Genomic DNA, 19,978 nt, shown 5'->3' with positions numbered 1-19,978 from the left:
GAACTTTTTTTCAACGACCCATCTACAAGCTTTGGAGTTCACCCGTCGATATTCAGGGCGAATAATGGGTAAAGACGTAGTCGCGATCTTTGACGGGTGTATGGCAGGCAAAACAGGCCTGTACATCGATGTGATCGGGCTTTCCGTTCTCGAATTGCACGAACCCCCACCCCCCGGTCGATGCGTATGCGCGTGAGTTCTTGACCATGAATTGGACATTCGTCGGAGCGCCAGGCACGAACGATTGAGTACGGCCAAATGCTTTGTTGTTTACGTCGGACGGTCCATATGCCCATGCGAGTCGGGCGATGATTGCTCCATCCGGTAACGGAAGCTTTCCTTCGCGATACGCTTTGACGGCGATGTCGTTGCCGAGAATCGCACGTATATCGTTGAGCTTACCTTCTTCGTGAGCAACGGAAATCAACTTCCAGTCACGGTATCCGTCAGGGAGTTTCCCTCCGAAGATCTGGGTGCTGTCGTAGCCGTTATCGGCTGCCATTAACAGCGTGGCACTCGCGAGGGTCGTTGCGATGGCAACCATGGCGCCGAGGACTTGGATCTGCTTCATGAGACGTCCCTCCGTAAGTGCTGACAATCGACTTACTAAGTTATCGCGTCTTAGCGCGAACCGAGAAGCGCCTGTCCTGCCCCAGATACTTCAAGCGACTTAAAAAAACTCGGCACACAACGATTTCAACTTTGCGTTTTTAAGTTACCGCCAAATCTACCGTCACGTGTGATCCGCTTGGCATCCCTGGCGCGCCCGTCGGATCTGGTACTTACCTAAACCACTCGCACACATGTTTTAGGGTTCGCCGCCCGCAGAGTTACTAGAAGCCGCTGAACCGGCTGGAGTGCTAGTGGGGATCTCAGCGCTAGCCTTTGTTGAATGCTTGTGCGACTTCTTGTCCTTGCGGGCGGCTTTAGCCTGTGTCTTCTCCGCTCTTTCGTTTTGCTTGGCAACCTTCGCGGCCTGTTTGGCGGCTGCCGACTCCTTGGGAGGCTTCGCTTGTGCCTTCTTGTGGGAGCCTGAATTTTTTCCTTCCGCCGCTTTTGCCTTTTGCTTGCTGGCACTCGCGGCCTGTTTGGTGGCCTTTTTCGCCTCCCTTTGAGAATGCTCTTGAGCCTTTGCGGCTTGCTTGGCGGCCTTGCTGGCAGCTTTGGCTTGGGCTTTAGCAGCGGCCCTGGAGGCGGCACTCGCTGCGGTGGCCGGGGTCCCGGAAGCGGGAGCGGACGGAGTTTGCTGGGCCACTACCGAACCGGAAAGAGCTACTCCCGCGACGAGCAGGGAGGCAATCACAAATTTACGAATCATGATATGAGTGAGTCTCAAGTTTTTACGCTTGCCGCGTGGCTGACACGGCCGGTCAATACTGCACGGGATAAGCATACCGAATTCGCTCTGAGACCTCGCGCTAAAGCGTAGTTCGGCTCTTGGGCTGGGACACCTGGGTGCACGACGTATCGTTGCTCTAAATAGACACGGCTGCCGGCAACTCGGCCGCAAGAAAATCGAGGAATGCATTCACCGAAGGCAATCGGCCATGTCGGTAGGACATCACCGCCGTGAGTGTGGAGTCGCCAGCGATCCATGTCGGCAATACGCGGCGAAGCGCGCCCGATCTCAATTCCGCGCGGCATGAATAGCCCGGCAGCGCAACGATGCCGACGCCGTCTACGGCTGCCCGCTTCAGGGCTGTGATGTCATCACTCAAGAGCCGTGGCGCCAATTTGATGGTTGCCGCCTCTCCCCTTTTGGTTGAATGACGAAGGTGCCACACCGGTGATACGTCACCGCGCATCATAAAGAGGGAGGGATGTTTGTGCAGATCCGCAGGAGATTGCGGGGGCTTTTGCGCATCGAAGTAGTTCGCGCCTGCAAACAGGTACCACGGAACGGGCGCCAGGGTTCGTTGGATCATCGTCGAACTCGGTAGCGGATCGGAGTGACCGCGAATCGCCACATCAAAATTCTCCCCGACGATGTCGACATAGTCGTCGGTCGCGTGCGCAACCACGTTGACCTTTGGATGACGCTGCAGAAAGCCCGACACTAATTCATCCAGCGCGAACTGCATGGTGACCAGACCCGCGGTAAACCGGACCGTCCCCTTCGGCTCAATCAGCCGCTGCTTGATGGAATCTTCCGCACGCTCGGCCTCGCGCAGCATCGCCATCGCATGGGTAAAAATTTCGCCGCCCGCATCGGTCGTCCCGAACTGGCGCGTGGTGCGATTTAGCAAGCGCACGCCCAGGTCAGACTCCAATTTCTGCATGCGATGGCTGAGCGTCGACTTGGGAATACCTAGCGTTCGGCTCGCCGCGGTAAAACCACCCCGGTCGACCACGTGCACAAAAAGGAAAAGATCATTCAGATCCAGCACGAGGAACTCCTTTGTCCAATGGATTGGACATTGAATTCCATATTTACCTACTTCTTGTCCATAGGTTCAATGCCTAGGATGGCATTTAGCGGTGATAAGCGCCGGTCGCTCATTGGAGCGATCACGCAGGTTCGCGATGGGAGAGCCAATGAAGCCGTGTGAGTTTTATCGATCGGGTCTGGTTGCTACCACCGCAACCATGTTGGGCGTAGTGCCAGCGGCCATCGCCTTAGCCCATTCACCGCCTAAGGAGACTGTCATGTCTGACGTGAAAAATGCCTACAGCCCACTGACATCCGAAAATGCTGCATTGGTGCTCGTCGACCACCAAGTTGGCCTTATGACTGGCGTGCGCGACTATTCCACGGGTGAGCTCAAGCACAACGTTGTTGCCCTTGCCAAAGCGGCCAAGGCGCTCAAGCTGCCGATCGTCGTCACGACGACTGCGCGAGACAGCATGTGGGGACCAACTTTCCCGGAGCTTGTGGAAGCATTGCCGGGCACGCTGATCATCGATCGCTCGTCAGTGAACGCTTTCGACGATCCTGCGGTGTCCAACGCCATCTTAGCGACGGGTCGAAAGAAGCTCATCTTTGCAGGCATCTCTCTGGAGGTTTGCGCAGCGTTTCCGGCCATGACGGCGGTGGCAAAAGGACTCGACGCTTACGTCGCTATCGATGCGTCCGGCACATTTTCCGAAACGAAGCGCCAGGCTGGCTTGATGCGTATGCAGCAAGCAGGCGTCATCCTTTCTGACTATGCAACGCTGATGGTCGAAATACTGAAGGACAACGCGCGACCGGAAGCCCTCGAAGTCTATGCAGCGATGGACATGGCCTGGGCGAAATTGGTCGGACAAGTCGCTCAGGCTTATAGCAAGTGACGAAGCGCCCCATTCCCTATGGCGCCTAAACCCATCATCGCGCTTCTCGAATGTCCGTGGTTTGGAGTGCTAGCTCGCGTAACACTCACTTTCCCCTATTGGACGAGCGGTATCGTAAAGCTGATCTACATCAGGAGCTCGTTAAACGAAGTAAAGGCCTTCGCCCTACACCCGGCCTGGTTGATATTAGCGATAACCCTATTGGTCGAACTGGGCGGATCGCTCGCGGTAATCACCAGTCGCTTGACCTGGCTTGCCACAGGCGCACAGGCCATCTTCACCTTCTTTGCCGCGACGGTTGCGTATCCCTTCTGGGCCGTGGCCGACCCGGTCATGCGATTTGATGATCGCAACGCCTTCTTCGAGCACATTGGGCTGATCGGCGGGTTCATGCTCGCCGCCATCTTGGCCGATCGCGAGCGTCGACAATGAGTGCCGAGAAGCTGAGGAAAGCGACGGTACTCAGCAAGTCAAAGCCATGGACTATTTCTGGCAGATGCTCAATTAGTTCGATAGCACAGCCGCAAGAATGATTTTCGAGTCACCCCATTTACGCACCCCGAGGAACAAACCCGGGCACTCCCGTCTCCACCACCGCGTTCAATCGGATGCTTGTCGTGATGAGATTTTTCATCTCCTGCATCGCGTCTTCGGGCAGCGGGGAAATGTCGAAATTCTCTGCGATATGCGCAGGATTGGTTGACGTCGTCAGGAATGCTGTACCGCGCTGCGCAGCCCAAGCCAGCGCAACTTGCGCCGGTGTTTTGTTGACACGTTGGGCGATGGCCTTAATCACCGGGTCGTCCGTTATTCTCGGTTCCATGCCGTGACCCAACGGCGCGAATGCAAGTAACACAATTCCATGTCGCTGACAGAACTCAAGCAGCTCCCATTCTGGAAGATAAGGATGGCACTCGACCTGTACTACGGAGGGTTTGATACGCGCAATCGCAACAATTTCTTTTACCTTATCCAGAGTGATATCGGATAACCCAATGGATCTGCACCGACCTTCGTCCACGAGACGCTCCATCGCACGCCATGTCTCAGCCAGCGTTACGCCCGTGTCATAGATCGGTTCATCACGTTCGTTCATCGGATACTGTTCGTCGCCCGGCTGGAAGGCGAAAGGCGTGTGGATCAAATAGCAATCAAGGTAGTCGAGCTGAAGACGACGTAGGCTTGCTTCGAACGCGAGTTTGACGCGATCGGGCCGATGATTGTTGTTCCATAGCTTCGTGGTAACGAAGAGCTCTTCGCGCTTGACCGTGCCGACTTCAAAAGCCTCCCGCATCGCATCACCGACCACGTCTTCGTTGCGGTAGACCTCTGCGCCATCGATGTGACGGAATCCGAATTCCAGCGCGGCCTTAATCGCAGGCTTCGCAGCGACGGCATTGGGAATCAACGTACCGAATCCAACGACTGGGATTGCGCCGCCGCCGTGGTTGAGAGTGATTTTCTTATCGCGAAGACTCTCTGAAGCAGGCATATTTATGCTCTCTTGTCGTAAGCCATTCACGGCATTGGACGACTTATAGCGCAACTCGTCGAGATGCTGGAGAAAGGCACTCAACCGGACGTCCGTTGTTTCTAAAGGTACGCCACTCTCTGGTCGAAAGCATCACTGGAATTGCTGCGAAGGCCAATAGGCGATCTGTATCCGCGAAGGGAGTAGCATGGCCTTTTTCCGATCGAGCTTGGCGCTGTCCGAGTTTACGAGGTATGTCTTGACTGACGAGCTTCCCGACATCATTGCCACACGGCTCAAGGTACTGTTCTGTGGAATCAATCCCGGAATGACAGCGGCTGCGACGGGACATCATTTCGCTGGAAGAAATAATCGCTTCTGGCGAGTCATACATCTCGCGGGCTTTACCCCCGAGGAAATTTCGCCGCAGAAAGACCACTCGATACTCAAATACGGATACGGCCTGACGTCGGTAGTGAAACGACCCACTGCACGTGCCGACCAACTTTCGCCAGAAGAATTTATCTCTGCCGCCGCCGAATTCGAGCAGAAGATCGCACGTCATGCGCCACGCTTTGTCGCCTTTCTAGGTAAAGCAGCGTACTCCGGACTTTCGCGCCAACGAGACATCACCTGGGGATTGCAGCCGGTCTCCATGCAGGGCGCCGCAATTTGGGTCCTTCCCAATCCCAGCGGAAGAAATCGTGCATTCACTCTCGACGGCCTGGTCGAAGCCTATCGTCAACTTTATTTAGAGGTGGTCGCCATTCCCCATAGCGGTGACTTCGTAAAGCCAGTGACCTTATAAAGCTCCGGACGAATGCAGCTGTACACTTTGGCAACGCGGAAAGATAAGGTCTCAGAGAGGCCAGATTCACTTTTTGTGGCCTGAGAAGTGAACCTGTGAAGCGTCTGAAGCGTCCTCGCCGATTCGAGCCAGTTAGAAGTAGAGTTCCCATCCCAAGGAGCTCTGCATGAAGAAGTCAAAATTCAGCGAAGAACAGATCGTCCGGATCCTCAAAGAGGTCGAGTCGGGCGCCAAGGTCGCCGAGACATGCCGCAAGCACGGTATAAGCGAACCGACCTACTACGTCTGGAAGAGCAAGTACGCCAACATGGAGGTGTCGCAGCTGCGTCACCTGAAGGACGTCGAGGCCGAACTGGCCCGACTCAAACGCATGTACGCGGACCTAGCGCTGGAGCATCACGCTCTGAAGGACGTTCTTTCGCGAAAGCTCTGAGCCAGGCTCGGCGATTAGAGCTGAGTCTGGCAATGCAAACCCACCATGGCCTCAGTGCGCGGCGTGCCGATCGCACGCTAGGGTTGTCGCGCTCGGCCCGGCACTATCGGCCTCGGCCACACGACGACAGTCCGCTGATCGACGTCATCCAAGGGCATCTAAAGGACAATCCCGGCCATGGCTTTGGCCTTTTATTCGATCAGGCACTGCGACCCCAAGGCTTCGGCAAAACCCGCAGTTGGCGTGTCTATGTGGCGCTGAAACTGAACTTGCCTCGTCGCGGCAAGCGACGTTTGCCCGATCGCATTCGCGAGCCGTTGGAGGTCCCTTTGCAGGCCAATCACACCTGGTCGGCTGACTTCATGGCCGACGCCCTCTGGTCAGGCCGACGCTTTCGCACCTTCAACGTCAACGACGATTTCAATCGTGAGTCGCTACGTATCGAGATCGACACCAGCTTGCCATCCCAACGAGTGATTCGGGCCTTGGACGAGTTGGTTGAACTGCGTGGCTCACCTCGGAGGTTACGTCTGGACAATGGCCCGGAATTTATCAGCGCCGCCTTGCACCAATGGGCGCAGCGACACGGCATCGAGTTGGTGCACATCCAGCCCGGCAAACCCACTCAGAATGCTTACATCGAACGTTTCAACCGCACCTTACGAACCGAAGTACTGGACCGCTATGTTTTTACCACGCTGGATGAAGTGCGCCGCATGACCGAAGACTGGCGGCACCGTTACAACCATGATCGACCCCATCGCTCATTGGGCGGGCTGTCGCCCGTCCACTACGCCATGGCATTATCAGCCTTAACCTCTACTTCTGAATGACTCAAAGGAACGAGGACGCTTCAGCTTCACCCATTCCCAGGCTGGCGCGGGCCGCGATAGGGGCGCTTCAATAACTTTTTTAGCTGCCCACTACAGCGACAAATAAGCAAATCTACGGCGAATGCCACGCAACCTTGTCGATAACGCGACGATGATCGTCAAACGTGATCGACCACGATTCACCATCAAGCGCCAGACGGTTTTCGTACCACCAGATTTCGGCGCAGCGACCCTTACAGCCATTCGAGAAGGGCACGCCACGCGGCCCGCCATTCGTTTCATGTGCCAACGGTTCCCCCATAGCTCTACGCACGGTCGCTTCTGCGTCCCCAATGTGTATCGAATCGAACACGGCATTCGCGCTATGGGATCGATAGCTGCACGCAGACACGTAAGTCACCGGTACCAGCACTATTGCCCACATCACCACGGCCAGAACATCGAATCGGCGTTTAGCAAAAGCATGTCGGACCACATCAATCTGCGGACACCAATGTACCGGCTCAGGCCCGATCCAATAGCGGCTATTGTCCCCAAACGGCTCCCACATTTTGAAGCGCTGCCCATCTAACTCGAACTCGCAGAACTTTTCCTCTCAAAACCAGGAAAGAAATCGCGGCGATCTCAAGATGCGCACGCCTGGGATTGAGCGAGCGACCTTACATGCACCTCGACGACCTAAAAGGCCATTCGGCACCTCAAAAGCAAATATCCGGCCGCTCTTGTCCTTGAGTTCGTATGTTTTCATCGGCTTACCGCCATTGCACGCCATACGGCCACGAGCAAACGACTCAGCAACCAAATAATCATCAGCCGTGGTGCGCCATGTGCCATATGCCGAAGACCATAGCAACTGTAAAGATTCCAATTGCTAGCGCCAATGGCCATTGACGACGTGCTTCAGGCACGGCTGCAAAAAGCTCATCTTGGGTTGGCCGCCTAAAAGGCCCCTCTGCTAGACAACGAGGGCAGCGATCTACAAAACCCTTACGGAGCGAAATACTCGTACGTGTGGAGGCAAGCATGAAAATAGAACGACAGGAGCAGCAATAAAGCCGTGGCGAATGTGCAAATAAATTGCGTATCGCAACCTTTAAGGCCTGCCTCATGGATGAGAATTGAACCATTTACACCCCACCCGCCAGGACTGCCCCAAAGGGGCCCAAACGAGATAGGTCCGCATAGATACTGAAATTCCAAGTGAATATCGCTTAATTTAGACAATAACTTACGGAGTTTTATCCATAACCTTTACTTCTAAATTCTTCGACTCCTAGCCTCGAACAGAACACCATGTTGCCTTGACTTAAGCTCGACCAACTTTGCCAAACCTTCTATCCCAGAAATTGATTCCGAAAATTCAATCACCTTCCTATTTCGCTCATCATAAAAGCATAAAATGCCACCACGGCCGGACGGACAAAGATAGATAACCTTTTTTACGCCATTAAACGGAATTAGCCTCTCCCCCTTGAGGCTACTTACGACTACACCACTGTCGTTTACGCTGACGACAAATGATTTCAAATAGCGGTAGCCGTACAAAAACAGCGCCGTCCCTATTAACCCTCCCCCCACAAATAGCGCAAGAGCAATGCCTGACGGTTTTGCCTTCGCTACCGCATAGATGAAGGCTACTGCCAAAATCGGAATGAATGAGCAAACGAGCAGAACCTTAAGAAGCGTAGACTGATACCGAAATTCACCACCCAATTGCTGATTACCGGCCCTATCTCTCGCGACCATCGTGATGATCGCCAGAGTAAGAGAAGTCAGAATGTAAACGATTGCAGTATTCATTGGTTTCCTTGCCCTGCATCTGCCGCTGCTTGTGCCCCTTCTGCTATGGCGGCAGGCGTTGATACCGCTCCGCCCATTGTTCCACCGAATGCCGTAGCCCCACGCTCACCCATAACTCCCTCACCACCAAATCCGCTCATATCACCGAAGACACTTCCAACACCAGCCAGTCCAATGTCTACGTAACTGATATCCATGTCGTGACATGGCAGTAAGCCCTTGGCCATCTGACGAGTTGACTCAATCCCCATACTTACGACCGCTCGCGTTCCAACAGCTCCTGCCGCCTCAAGCAATGTGGCCCCGTTGGAGAGTCCCGCCAAAGCCCCAGTCCCAGCTCCGGCCAAACCATCTAAAGCTAGACTCTGCCAATCACGGTCGCCAGACAAGTATCCATTAGCTATACCCCAAGCGGCGCCTACACCGGCTCCTATCAGCGCCAACATTAACTCGTGCCCGCGGGGGTCTCGATACATGATCGGATCACCACCCACATAGGCATAAAAGCTCAACTGGCCGCCGCCAAATGTGATCGGGTCCTCGCTAATGAAGCCAGGAAGTTGCGGACTGTAGTAGCGCGCTCGGTAGTAGTAGAGCGCCGCGGTGTCGGCCTCTCTGCCCGTGTACTGATACGGATTCGTGAAGCCTGTGCCACTTTGCGTCGTGTTGCCGTAAGGATCGTAGCTGTACGTGTTTTGGATCACGCCGCTGCTATTGGTGAGCGCGATCGTGCTGTTCAACGCATCGCTTAAGAAGTACGTGCGTCCGGTGGTGTCGTTTCTAGCGAAGCGTTCGTCGATACCCAGCCCAACCAGGATCGGATTGATGGCACTACCTTGCGTCTCCTGCACCGCATTAAAGCGATCGTAGAGATACTGCGTTGCCGTACCACTGCCCACGGCTTTACTCGTTCTACGACCGAGTGCGTCATACGTGTAACTCAACTGAGCCACACCATTCTGGCTCACTTGGGTGAGTTGGTTTCTGGCATTCCACGTATAGGTATTAGTGCCATCACCGGTCAGATTGCCGTCGGCATCAAACGTTTGCGTATGGCCATTGAACGAGGTCTGACGATTGTTGGCATCGAATGTTCCATTGCTGGTCGCCGCCGCGATAGCGGTGCTATTGATCGTTCCACCCTGCCCTGAAACGCGCCCCAGCAAGTCATAGCCATAGGTCAGCGTTCCCACTGCCGCGCCACTGGCTTGGGCATAACTAATCCCGGTCAGCTCGTTGGCGTTGTCATAGCTGTAGGTCGCCACGATGCCGTTCGGCAGCGTGAGCGTCTGGCGACGGTTGGCGTTGTCATACTGAAAACCGACCTGTTCGCTGCCTTGCACGATCGACGTCAGCCGATTGCCGGCGTCGTAGTTGTAGAAAGCCGTTGCCTGGGTGCCGGCGATCATCTGGGTGCGACGGCCTGCGGCATCGTATTGATAGCTGATACTCCCCTGCGGCCCCGATTCGCTGGTTAGTCGATCCAGACCGTCGTAACCCCGATTGAGGGTGCCGTTGGCGGAGTCATTGATGGCGGTAACGCGATTTCCCGCATCGTAACCCAGCTGAATCGTGCTGCCATCAGCGTAGGTAATCAGGTTTTGGCGACCCAACTGATCATACTGATAGCCGATCGTCTGCGATTTGCGGTCTACGTGGGTCAGGACATGATTGAGGCCATCGTAGGTCCAGCTTTCGTATTGGGACAAGGCATCGGTGCGCTTGGTGACGCGATTGCGATTGTCGTACTTGTACCCAAAGGTGCCGCCACCCGGCAGTACCACTGCGGTGACGTTGCCGTCATTGTCGTAGGTCAACTGCGTGGTCTTGTTGCGCGGATCGGTTACCTGCAACACGCGATCGTCGATGTCGTACGCCATTTGACTGACGTTACCCATCGCATCCTGCACGGCTATCTTTCGTCCCAGGCCATCAACGGTAAAGGTCTTGGTGCGACCCAGTGCATCGGTCACCGTTCGCAGATCGTAGCCGTTGTAGCCAAAGTTGGTGGTGTGGCCCAGCGCATCGGTGACCGATGTGGGCTGACCATAGGCATTGCAGATCACGCTGATGCTGTAGCCCAGGGCATTGGTGGCGCCCGTCATGCAACCGGCGGTGTAGCTGAATTGGGTCTCATGATTGAGCGGGTCAGTGATCGTGGCAACCTGATTGAAATCCGGGGTATAGGTAAAGCTTTCCGTGACTGCTTTGGTGGTACCGGCGAGGGCCGTGATGCTGATCAGATTACCTAAATTATCGTAGCTCATCGTCGTCTGACGGTTGAGCGGATCGGTCATGGAAGTAACGTAGCCAGCGGCGTTACGGGTGTAACTGGTGGTCTGGGCCAGCGACGTTCCAGCAGCCAAGGTTTCGCTGCTGGGATAGTGGCTGACTGGATCGAACGAGGTAATGCGCTGGTAACCGTTAGGATCGGTAGCGGTCGATTGGGTGTTGTAACCGCCGGTGCCTGCGGTATATCCAAACTTGTAGATCGCACCGTCCGCGTAGGTCTGCTGCGTCACTTGGCCATTCGTGTATTGATTGGTCAGCACGGTGTTACCGCGCCGATCGACGATCGTCAGCAGATTGCCGCTGCCGTCATAGGTGTACTTCTCATAGGTGTTGTCGGGGTACGTCACCTGACCGAGGTAGCCGGCAGGGTTATAGGTATAGGTGACCGTGCGGCCGGCACTATCTACCGCGCTCAATACCCGATTGTTGCTGTCGTAGTTGAAGTAAATGGATCGACCGCTCGGTGAGGTAACGCTATCGAGAAGACCGGTCGACAGATTGAAAACGGTGGCGTTGCCGAAACGATCAACGATCTGGTTGAGCTGGTTGGTCTGCTCGTTCTGGAACCAATACTGCGTTCCGTCACGGGTCTGGATGATCCAATGCTCCTCGAATTGATCATGCTCATACTGCACATGCGTCAGCAATGCACCGTAGAACGGGCCTTGGCTGCCGGTGTATTGCCACTCCGCCAGAACATCGCTGTATGAACCGGCGGGATTGCCTAGAATCGGATTGAAAGGCAGCGTGGCCAGATTCGGTAGAACGAGCTTGGGCTGCGAGTAATCGGACTTTTCGTCATACAGAAACCACCCGTAACTGGACGACATGCCGATACCAAATGCACGCACCGATGTATCGCCACTGCGGTAGGTGCGATCGAGGGATAACGGTGTGATATCTGCAATCCCCAGATCATGCCAGCTGTGCACGAAGGCGCCGGTAGCAAGATCCACTGGATCGCCAGCGTGAGCGCTTACGCCACAACCGCAATCGGGCGTGCCGAACAGTCCCTTCAGTATGTCGGCGAGTGTGAAGCTGCCATGCAGCGTAGTGGTGAGGCCCACACCGTCGTCAGGAACGAATTGGCGACCATCGGCCGAAACATGGCCCTTGCCATAAATGCGCCACCCTTCCTTGTCGTCGTAGTTCCAGAAGTTCGCGATCGTGCCTGGCTTGGCATGGCTGTAATTGGGATAACGAATCTGGATACCGTGCGGTGAGTTTGGCGACAGGTTCTGGATCACGGCACCGCCCGGCATGATCGAGAAGTACACCGGGTAATTGCTGCCCGTCGGGAACGGCGCACGATCCACCGGTGTCGGCACGATAGCCAGGTCGGTGACGATTTTGCCATCGCGATCACGAATCACGGTGCCTGCCGGGATATCGATTTCTAGTCCCGGGATATCCGGATGGGTGATCACCAGGTCCTGCGTCGTCGGCGACGGAATCTGCACTTTGTCACGCGGGAGGATACGTGGCAGGTACATGTTGTAGGCCAGCTTCAATACGCCGTTCGACGGAATTGCTGCGCCCACTTCGAAGCTGCCATATTCCACATCGCCCCGGCTGGCACTGGCACCATCCACAAAGAGTGTCTGCAGGCCCACCGATAGACCGCGCAGAACGAATGTACCGTCGGCAGCGGTGCGCGTTTTTAGCTTGCCCGCGCTGACCGTGACGTTGGCGACGGGTGCGTCGTCAATACGAAGGACACGACCGGTAATCGAGCCAGCGGCTGCGATACGTGCATTCAATGCTTTGGACTGCACCTTTTTTAGCGGTTGAAGATGACCCAGGGCGGCCACCTGTTTGCGATACGTCCGCCAATGACCACCGCTGGCATTGATGGCGTTGTCGCGACCAGGATAGAACGCACCATCACGAATGAATGCATGTGTCCGGCACAACGCTATCTGTTTGCTCCCGGGCAGGCAGTCGCCGTTGCTCTTCGTCACGCCCGGGATATGCTCGCCAGTCGACAGATAGAGCGCATGTTGGGCGGTATCGGCAGACAATGCACCGCCTTGGGTCGCCAGGCTTGGCGCCGTGCTGCTATCGCCGGTCACCGCGACGAACAGAGGGCTTGACGCATCGCCATGGAGCGTCACCGTCGAAAAATGGTAGCTGCCAAACGGAACATCCTTGCCTGATGCAGCACGGAGGCTTTTGAGGAATACCGTATAAGACGAACCTGTATAGAGCTCGCGATCGGGTGTGATGAAGAGCAAACGTGCGTCGTCCGCAAGTGCTAATCGCCCCGAAACCGCACCCTCCGGCCCAAACAGCACGACGGTCTTGCTGTTTACACTGGTCGCATCTAACGGTTGAGAGAAGGCAATCGCAAGCGTCGTATCCGGCTTGATGTCCTTGGCGTCCGAGGAGGGCGCCGACGCCGTCCACTGCGGCGTCTCCGATTTAAGATCCGCCAACTCAGTCAGTGATGCGCTGCGCACGTCACTGATGCTTGGGTCGAAGACTTGGCTTGTCACCGAAGCTACGGCGGCTGAGCTGAGCAGAACACTGCCGTCACGAAGCAAGGTTGTGCCAGTGATCGTCGGATCGATCGGTGTGCGCGTTTGCGCTATCACTTTGTGATCCGTCGGGCTCCATCGGCTTGCGGTATTCGTCCCCACGGGCAGTGCGAAAACAGATCCGTCCGTCAGCACAGCATAGAGCGTCGGCGATGAGCGAGGCAAACCCGCATCGTCAGCGGAGGAGACCGACGCGATGATGGGATCCAGCGACAGGCCGTGAGAGGAGTTGGTGACACCTTGTTCAACGTGTACGCCTTCGATCCACACCTCGCCGTGAGGCATGGCGATCAGCGATGCGTCGTTGCCGGCCTCCATGGGCGCCAGAGTTCTGGATGCGCCATTCGCTTGGGAAAGCAGAACGTGAAGGTGACCCTTATCCAGGCTCACCACGCCGCCGCCTGGCAACGCAATGGTTTTACTTCCATCCGTTTGCGGTGCTTGTGCGGCATCGACGCTTGCAAAGGCCGCGGCAATCATGCCGCTCATCGCCAACGCTGCAGCGACCTTCCATGCCCACTTGAGTTCAATCCACTTGATCATGCGCATTCCTTCCATGACGCTGGATGCTAAGCACTGACGTGCCTTTAGGGTTGAGTTACGGTCACCGTACCGCTAAAGGGCGCATTGTCTTGAAGTATCGCGGTATAGGTTCCCGAGGTAGCAGCGCTGCTTAGCGACGCGTCGCTGGTCGTACTTCCGCAGTTACCTTCAGCCACCGTATTCCCTGACGGATCGGTAACGTTGATGGAGGTGTAACCATCCGACGATGAGCAAACGCCGCTCACGGTATACGACTTTCCCTGGACCGCTTGGAAAGTTACGTACGCATTCTGGGTGGCCACGTTGGAACTGACGACAACGCCCGCGCCATTGACTGTCGCCGCTGCGGAAGCATCCAACAGCAACGTGTCATTGACACTCGCCGTCATGCCTTCATAGGGAACGACATAAAGAGTGTATGGGCCGGTCAGTTGGAGCTGAGGCAAGTTAAATACTTGGCCTGTAGATATGGCATCGCTGAAGATCTGCGTTCCCGTCGGGTCGTAGACCGTATAGGTGATCGAGTTGTTGGAGGGCGTGGTTGTCTGCGCGGTCACATTCAGGGACAGGAATTGCCCTGCCTTCCCGTTGAACGTCTGATCTCCATTTTGCCCCATCGTCGCCAGCTGCATCGTCGCGGCATTGTTGACGGCGATGGGTTGGACAACATCCGGTGTGAGGACAATGCTCGCTTTGGATGTCGTACCCGATTGGGATGTCACGATCAGTTGTCGCCAGCCAGGTGCGGGGAATGTTGCATTGCCTTGGTTGACGGCAAAGGCCGGAAGATTGAGGCTACACGTCGTCTGGCTGGAGGGCTGGCAGCTTCCGCTGGTGAGAGTAAGGCCGTCAGCGTCCTGAATCATGCTCAAGATGTCGTAGTTGGCTTGCGACACCGAGAGGCCACTGAAGCCAATACCAAAACTTTGGGTCGGCGTCGTGTTAAACATAAGCCGCTTGCTTTGGCCATTGACGGTCGCTGCGAACGCATACGGGACGTTGGGCTGAATTTGAGCGTTTTGCTCCAACCACACGTTGAACGTGGCGCTCTGTTCCGGCCAAACCACCATGGTGTAGGTGCCCGTGGTTGGGATCTGCAAGAAATGAACGCTAGGGGCGGTGGTTACCAGATAGTTTTGAGCCCCAATGACAAGTCCGCGTGGATCATAGAGTTCAATTTCGGCGCTTTCCGAGTTAGGCAAGCCGGAGCCCTGGAGCGAAAGCCAAGTACCGGCAGGGGCATCGAACAGTAGTTCGGTGACGCCCTCTTCCGAAGTAGCCTTCACATTCACCGTCGCGCCATTGATGGCAATACGCCCCGTGCTGATCGTGTAGGAAGCGAAGTCCGGAGCGATCGTTGTGAAGTCCGAAGCCGCTGTCACTTGACCATAGAGCGTCGTGACCAGAAATTTGCCGCTTCCAAATGCAGTCGGTGTCGTGAAGCTGATGGTGTTATCTGTCAACGTCGTAGGCACGACAGACACCCCATTGAGAGTCACCGTCGTTCCACCGGCGACCGGGTCCAAATGGGTGCCCGTCAGCGTGACGACCGTTCCCGCCACGCCGATGGTAGGCGAGACGCTGGTGAGCGTGGGTGCGATACCCGAGTCATCGACGGTGAAGGGGTTCAAGCTGGCCGTCGTGTTGCCGCCGGTTGTTATGGAAAGGGGGCCTGTTGTAGCGCCGGAGGGAACAGTCACTTGCAGTTGATTGGCCGTGGCCGAGGTCACCGTGGCGGCTGTGCCATTGAAACTCACGGCATTGGCACTCGTGGTGGTGCTGAACCCCTGCCCCCATATCGTCACGGCGCTACTTACCGCCCCATGTTCAGGTGCAAACCCAAGCACCATCAGTTGGGAGGACGGGATGCTATCCGTGCGAACGAGATTGCCAATGTCGTCGTAGACGTAGCGCGTCGAATTGCCCGATGTATTCAGCACACCGAGCAAGCGGCTGTTGGCATCGTAGAGGTAAGTCGTGTTTGCCTTGACCGGAAATGCCGCAACGAGCACACCTATCGATGTAAGCAACCACAAGATGTTGTTGCGCCAAACGCTTTGCACTTTGGCTCTTTGCGAGATGCCGCCCTGCCCACCACCATGCGACTGACGCATGCAACGTCTCCCTGTCTATGTCGTCGTTCCCTGAGGGCCACATCGCACCGCGATGGACGGCTGGTAGAGTAATGCCTCGCAAATTCATTCGACAAGGACTTACGTCATGGACGGACGGCATCTAATAGGGATCGCCTTCATTCTCTTGCTTTACTTCGCAAGCTATGCGAAGGCTTCAGTTCAGCAAGAGGGGGAAATAGTCGGCATGGGCCGCGCTATTTTTAGCGATACCTCCCTGAGCGCAGACGGGCATATGGCTTGCGCAAGCTGTCATCGCCCTACGCATGCCTTCAGTGATGAGCATGGTTTGGCGGTAGGTGTATTCGGCCGCATAGGCAGTCGCCATGCGCCGAGCCTCAGAAATATCGGGTCATCAGACGTCTATTTTTGGGATGGTCGCCGCACGCATCTGGATAATGCTGTGAGCGATCCGTTCTTCATGCCACGCGAGATGGGGTTAAGTGATGAGGCTGAACTTGTGGATCGCTTGAAGCGTGCGGGCTATGCAGCACGGTTTGCCGCGGCCTTTCCGGAGTCGCCGGAAGTATCCATGACCCATGTGCAGACAGCATTGGTTGCTTATGTCCGATCTTTGAGCGGCGACGTGTCGAGATATCGGCGCCCCGCGTCGGAATGGGGTTTGCAGGGGGCGGCTAAGCACGGCATGCAGGTGTTCTTCGGCAAAGCACAATGCGGGACATGCCATGCCGTGAGCCCCGATGATGGACGCTTTACGGACGATCGCTTCCACCCCTCTGCATTGGGCACGCAAGCGATCGCACCTCAGTTAGCGGCTTTGGTCACGGAAGGTCTCGCCGATCATGCATCGGGGCAACAACTCGGTGCCTTGGTGGGTCAACGAAAAGATCTGGCAGAACTCGGGCATTTTCTAGTCAGTGGTTCGCCTGCGGACATCAACACCTTTCGAACCCCTTCTCTGCTCAATGTCGCAGATACCGCCCCCTACATGCATGACGGGAGTGTGACCACCTTGGAAAAAGCGGTTGATCTTGAAATCTACTATCGCAGTCTGCAATCCGGCAGGCCGCTACATCTCACCGAAGAAGAACGCCAGGATGTCATCGCTTTCTTAAAGGCTTTGCACGATTGATGTGTGCCTATCGAAGATGAGGATGGCGTGGGGGACGCTGCCTAGTCGTGAGTGCCGCAAGTCCTGAGGTTTCTTTTTTGCTCGTTATTCCGCGAAGGCCGGAATCTAGTGCATCAAAAGCACTGGATCCCAGCTTTCGCTGGGATGACGATGGGGCGGTATGGGGATGTCGGCTGATTAGGGCGCCGTGATTTTGTTGGAGTTGTAGAGCAAGAACGTTGGGATGTTTCAGGATCATGCCGATTATTTCGGGCATAAAAAAACCCGCCGTTTGGCGGGTTTCTTTTTAGCTTACAGTATTTCTGTTGAGGAAACCGAAGCCTTTTGTTGGTGCCAAGGGGGGCGCCGCATAAAGCAAAATAGCTATTGATATAAAACAATTTTTCCAATGCGGCTTTTCTACATGCCCCCAACTATGCCCCCAAGCGGCGTCGACTTGGCCTCCTCCCTGACTTACCCTGTGACTTCGTTCGAGTCTTCCACGAAGACCCGAACGTTATCGGTGGCCTAGACCCACACGCGTACCAGCTGGCGGATATGAAGGCTATTCTTGATGATCCCGTTGGCGCGCATTACCAGCATCAGCTTGCGGCTCATCGGCAAGCGTAATGAAGCCGCCAAATTTCACTATGATCCGATGTGGAAATATCGCCTTTCCTATCTTATTCAGTTCGTCAATGATGATCGGACACGATTCAACGGTAGACGGCACGTTTTCCAAGACATTGTTCGTAGACTGAACAATTCGTCCGTAGTCGAACCCACCAAGGCAATCCTTGACCATGTCAAGAGTCACTAGCTTCCCACCAAACCCGGCCGCAGCTAATTTCGGTTCAATGGACTCTACAACGATTTTATTTCGGTCGTGAATTGAAAAGAAGGCCGAATCAAGTCGCCTTTGTTCAAGCTGAAGCTTTGCAAGGATCTCGACGTAACGATGATCGACAAGGAACGCTAGATCATCTGTAGTCACTCTGTAGCCCAAGTTCTCTGGTATAGCCATTGCCCGAATCATGATGGCTGGTCCATCGTGCTTCGCTATTTCCAAGTTGAGGCGCGCCAATTCCTCAAGTTGCGCAAAAAGTCCCATACAAGCTCTATTAATGGCCGCAACTTGATTATCCTCAATGCGCTTTTCTTCCTTAGCGCGATCGCTCATAAATGCAACGCCCGCACCGACCAACGTCCCGACAAAAGGAAGAACACCATTGATCATGCTGTGAAGCGTACCCTTGCCGTGGTCCAAGAGCGAGCACACAGTCAAGACGCCGAGGTAGGCGATAACGGCGGCGAAACTAAGCCAATGCCGTTTGAAAAACCTCAAAGTGATTTGCCATTTTGATGGAAGTGACGGTACTGAGTCCGGCGTTTCCCGTGGCTTCTTTTTTTTGCGCCACTGAAGCGTCCTCGCCGATTCGAGCCAGTTAGAAGTAGAGTTCCCATCCCAAGGAGCTCTGCATGAAGAAGTCAAAATTCAGCGAAGAACAGATCGTCCGGATCCTCAAAGAGGTCGAGTCGGGCGCCAAGGTCGCCGAGACATGCCGCAAGCACGGTATAAGCGAACCGACCTACTACGTCTGGAAGAGCAAGTACGCCAACATGGAGGTGTCGCAGCTGCGTCACCTGAAGGACGTCGAGGCCGAACTGGCCCGACTCAAACGCATGTACGCGGACCTAGCGCTGGAGCATCACGCTCTGAAGGACGTTCTTTCGCGAAAGCTCTGAGCCAGGCTCGGCGATTAGAGCTGAGTCTGGCAATGCAAACCCACCATGGCCTCAGTGCGCGGCGTGCCGATCGCACGCTAGGGTTGTCGCGCTCGGCCCGGCACTATCGGCCTCGGCCACACGACGACAGTCCGCTGATCGACGTCATCCAAGGGCATCTAAAGGACAATCCCGGCCATGGCTTTGGCCTTTTATTCGATCAGGCACTGCGACCCCAAGGCTTCGGCAAAACCCGCAGTTGGCGTGTCTATGTGGCGCTGAAACTGAACTTGCCTCGTCGCGGCAAGCGACGTTTGCCCGATCGCATTCGCGAGCCGTTGGAGGTCCCTTTGCAGGCCAATCACACCTGGTCGGCTGACTTCATGGCCGACGCCCTCTGGTCAGGCCGACGCTTTCGCACCTTCAACGTCAACGACGATTTCAATCGTGAGTCGCTACGTATCGAGATCGACACCAGCTTGCCATCCCAACGAGTGATTCGGGCCTTGGACGAGTTGGTTGAACTGCGTGGCTCACCTCGGAGGTTACGTCTGGACAATGGCCCGGAATTTATCAGCGCCGCCTTGCACCAATGGGCGCAGCGACACGGCATCGAGTTGGTGCACATCCAGCCCGGCAAACCCACTCAGAATGCTTACATCGAACGTTTCAACCGCACCTTACGAACCGAAGTACTGGACCGCTATGTTTTTACCACGCTGGATGAAGTGCGCCGCATGACCGAAGACTGGCGGCACCGTTACAACCATGATCGACCCCATCGCTCATTGGGCGGGCTGTCGCCCGTCCACTACGCCATGGCATTATCAGCCTTAACCTCTACTTCTGAATGACTCAAAGGAACGAGGACGCTTCACCACCTGATTACAACGACAACACTGGCAGCCACTAAGACCGCCAAGACGATCGCCCCTATTATCCCCGCGCTGTACGACAGAGCCTGCGTTGGCACTGAAGCTTGCGCGCCTTGCTGTGGAGTTTGTTGCGCCGAGCTAGCCTCGCGTGCCGCAGCCGCCGGGCTGCTAGTTTGTACGTGCATAA

The 19,978-nt window shown here is 55.6% G+C and carries 14 protein-coding genes; 6 read left to right on the top strand and 8 right to left on the bottom strand.

Annotated features, from left to right (window positions below):
* Positions 1-52: 52 nt before the first annotated feature.
* The 3 genes from ISN74_RS08350 to ISN74_RS08340 form a co-directional block, all read right to left on the bottom strand.
* Entirely contained in the window at positions 53-571 is a 519-nt protein-coding gene (locus ISN74_RS08350) for a cytochrome P460 family protein (protein ID WP_188798887.1), read from the bottom strand.
* A 237-nt stretch (positions 572-808) separates the two neighbouring features.
* The gene (locus ISN74_RS08345; protein WP_188798886.1) at positions 809-1,318 is read right to left on the bottom strand and encodes a hypothetical protein; all 510 of its coding nucleotides are present in this window, start codon (positions 1,316-1,318) and stop codon (positions 809-811) included.
* Positions 1,319-1,475: 157 nt separating this feature from the next.
* Positions 1,476-2,387: a LysR substrate-binding domain-containing protein gene (locus ISN74_RS08340; protein WP_188798885.1), complete on the bottom strand. Its 912-nt coding sequence runs from the start codon at positions 2,385-2,387 to the stop codon at positions 1,476-1,478.
* Positions 2,388-2,598: 211 nt separating this feature from the next.
* Between ISN74_RS08340 and ISN74_RS08335 the strand changes: the two genes are divergently transcribed.
* Both ISN74_RS08335 and ISN74_RS08330 read left to right on the top strand, forming a co-directional pair.
* Complete coding sequence (locus tag ISN74_RS08335) at positions 2,599-3,270, top strand: isochorismatase family protein (protein WP_203546724.1); 672 nt, start codon at positions 2,599-2,601, stop codon at positions 3,268-3,270.
* Positions 3,271-3,288: 18 nt separating this feature from the next.
* On the top strand, positions 3,289-3,702 hold the full coding sequence (locus ISN74_RS08330; RefSeq protein WP_188798884.1) for a DoxX family protein: 414 nt from the start codon (positions 3,289-3,291) through the stop codon (positions 3,700-3,702).
* Positions 3,703-3,820: 118 nt separating this feature from the next.
* On the opposite strand, the gene ISN74_RS08325 is transcribed toward ISN74_RS08330, so the two are convergent.
* Positions 3,821-4,846, bottom strand: coding sequence for an aldo/keto reductase (locus ISN74_RS08325; protein WP_229679083.1), 1,026 nt, complete (start codon positions 4,844-4,846; stop codon positions 3,821-3,823).
* Positions 4,847-5,000: 154 nt separating this feature from the next.
* On the opposite strand from ISN74_RS08325, the gene mug reads away from it, so the two are divergent.
* Both mug and ISN74_RS08315 read left to right on the top strand, forming a co-directional pair.
* A complete protein-coding gene (mug, locus tag ISN74_RS08320) occupies positions 5,001-5,549 on the top strand; it encodes a G/U mismatch-specific DNA glycosylase (protein WP_188798883.1) in 549 nt (182 codons plus the stop codon).
* A 166-nt stretch (positions 5,550-5,715) separates the two neighbouring features.
* A protein-coding gene (locus ISN74_RS08315) for an IS3 family transposase (RefSeq protein WP_188798877.1) occupies positions 5,716-6,815 on the top strand; the annotation gives its coding sequence in 2 pieces (ribosomal slippage) (positions 5,716-5,971 and positions 5,971-6,815; 1,101 coding nt in all).
* Between the two features lie 1,257 nt (positions 6,816-8,072).
* On the opposite strand, the gene ISN74_RS08310 is transcribed toward ISN74_RS08315, so the two are convergent.
* From ISN74_RS08310 to ISN74_RS08300, 3 genes are read right to left on the bottom strand one after another with little or no spacing between them, the layout of a single operon-like run.
* Complete coding sequence (locus ISN74_RS08310) at positions 8,073-8,615, bottom strand: hypothetical protein (RefSeq protein ID WP_188798882.1); 543 nt, start codon at positions 8,613-8,615, stop codon at positions 8,073-8,075.
* The gene (locus ISN74_RS08305) at positions 8,612-13,987 is read right to left on the bottom strand and encodes an RHS repeat-associated core domain-containing protein (protein ID WP_188798881.1); all 5,376 of its coding nucleotides are present in this window, start codon (positions 13,985-13,987) and stop codon (positions 8,612-8,614) included. Before ISN74_RS08305 ends, ISN74_RS08310 begins: the two co-directional genes overlap by 4 nt.
* A 44-nt stretch (positions 13,988-14,031) precedes the next feature.
* Positions 14,032-16,101, bottom strand: a complete 2,070-nt coding sequence (locus ISN74_RS08300) for an IPT/TIG domain-containing protein (protein ID WP_188798880.1) — start codon at positions 16,099-16,101, stop codon at positions 14,032-14,034.
* Between the two features lie 106 nt (positions 16,102-16,207).
* Here ISN74_RS08300 and ISN74_RS08295 point away from each other — a divergent pair, with 106 nt between their 5' ends.
* On the top strand, positions 16,208-17,212 hold the full coding sequence (locus ISN74_RS08295) for a cytochrome-c peroxidase (protein ID WP_188798879.1): 1,005 nt from the start codon (positions 16,208-16,210) through the stop codon (positions 17,210-17,212).
* Between the two features lie 544 nt (positions 17,213-17,756).
* Here ISN74_RS08295 and ISN74_RS08290 read toward each other — a convergent pair.
* On the bottom strand, positions 17,757-18,428 hold the full coding sequence (locus tag ISN74_RS08290) for a hypothetical protein (protein ID WP_188798878.1): 672 nt from the start codon (positions 18,426-18,428) through the stop codon (positions 17,757-17,759).
* A 242-nt stretch (positions 18,429-18,670) separates the two neighbouring features.
* Between ISN74_RS08290 and ISN74_RS08285 the strand changes: the two genes are divergently transcribed.
* A protein-coding gene (locus tag ISN74_RS08285; RefSeq protein WP_188798877.1) for an IS3 family transposase occupies positions 18,671-19,770 on the top strand; the annotation gives its coding sequence in 2 pieces (ribosomal slippage) (positions 18,671-18,926 and positions 18,926-19,770; 1,101 coding nt in all).
* The last annotated feature ends 208 nt before the right edge of the window (positions 19,771-19,978 follow it).

The sequence above is a fragment of the Dyella caseinilytica genome, from assembly GCF_016865235.1.
Taxonomy (GTDB): domain Bacteria; phylum Pseudomonadota; class Gammaproteobacteria; order Xanthomonadales; family Rhodanobacteraceae; genus Dyella_B; species Dyella_B caseinilytica.
The sequence above is the reverse complement of the archived record's forward strand: the minus strand, read 5'-3'. Positions and strand labels throughout refer to the sequence as shown.

Excerpts from the sequence above, each read along its gene's own strand:
- ISN74_RS08350 (WP_188798887.1), bottom strand. The coding sequence starts at position 571 with ATGAAGCAGATCCAAGTCCTCGGCGCCATGGTTGCCATCGCAACGACC.
- ISN74_RS08310 (WP_188798882.1), bottom strand. The coding sequence starts at position 8,615 with ATGAATACTGCAATCGTTTACATTCTGACTTCTCTTACTCTGGCGATC.
- ISN74_RS08290 (WP_188798878.1), bottom strand. The coding sequence starts at position 18,428 with ATGATCAATGGTGTTCTTCCTTTTGTCGGGACGTTGGTCGGTGCGGGC.
- ISN74_RS08300 (WP_188798880.1), bottom strand. The coding sequence starts at position 16,101 with ATGCGTCAGTCGCATGGTGGTGGGCAGGGCGGCATCTCGCAAAGAGCC.
- ISN74_RS08305 (WP_188798881.1), bottom strand. The coding sequence starts at position 13,987 with ATGATCAAGTGGATTGAACTCAAGTGGGCATGGAAGGTCGCTGCAGCG.
- ISN74_RS08330 (WP_188798884.1), top strand. The coding sequence starts at position 3,289 with ATGGCGCCTAAACCCATCATCGCGCTTCTCGAATGTCCGTGGTTTGGA.
- ISN74_RS08345 (WP_188798886.1), bottom strand. The coding sequence starts at position 1,318 with ATGATTCGTAAATTTGTGATTGCCTCCCTGCTCGTCGCGGGAGTAGCT.
- ISN74_RS08295 (WP_188798879.1), top strand. The coding sequence starts at position 16,208 with ATGGACGGACGGCATCTAATAGGGATCGCCTTCATTCTCTTGCTTTAC.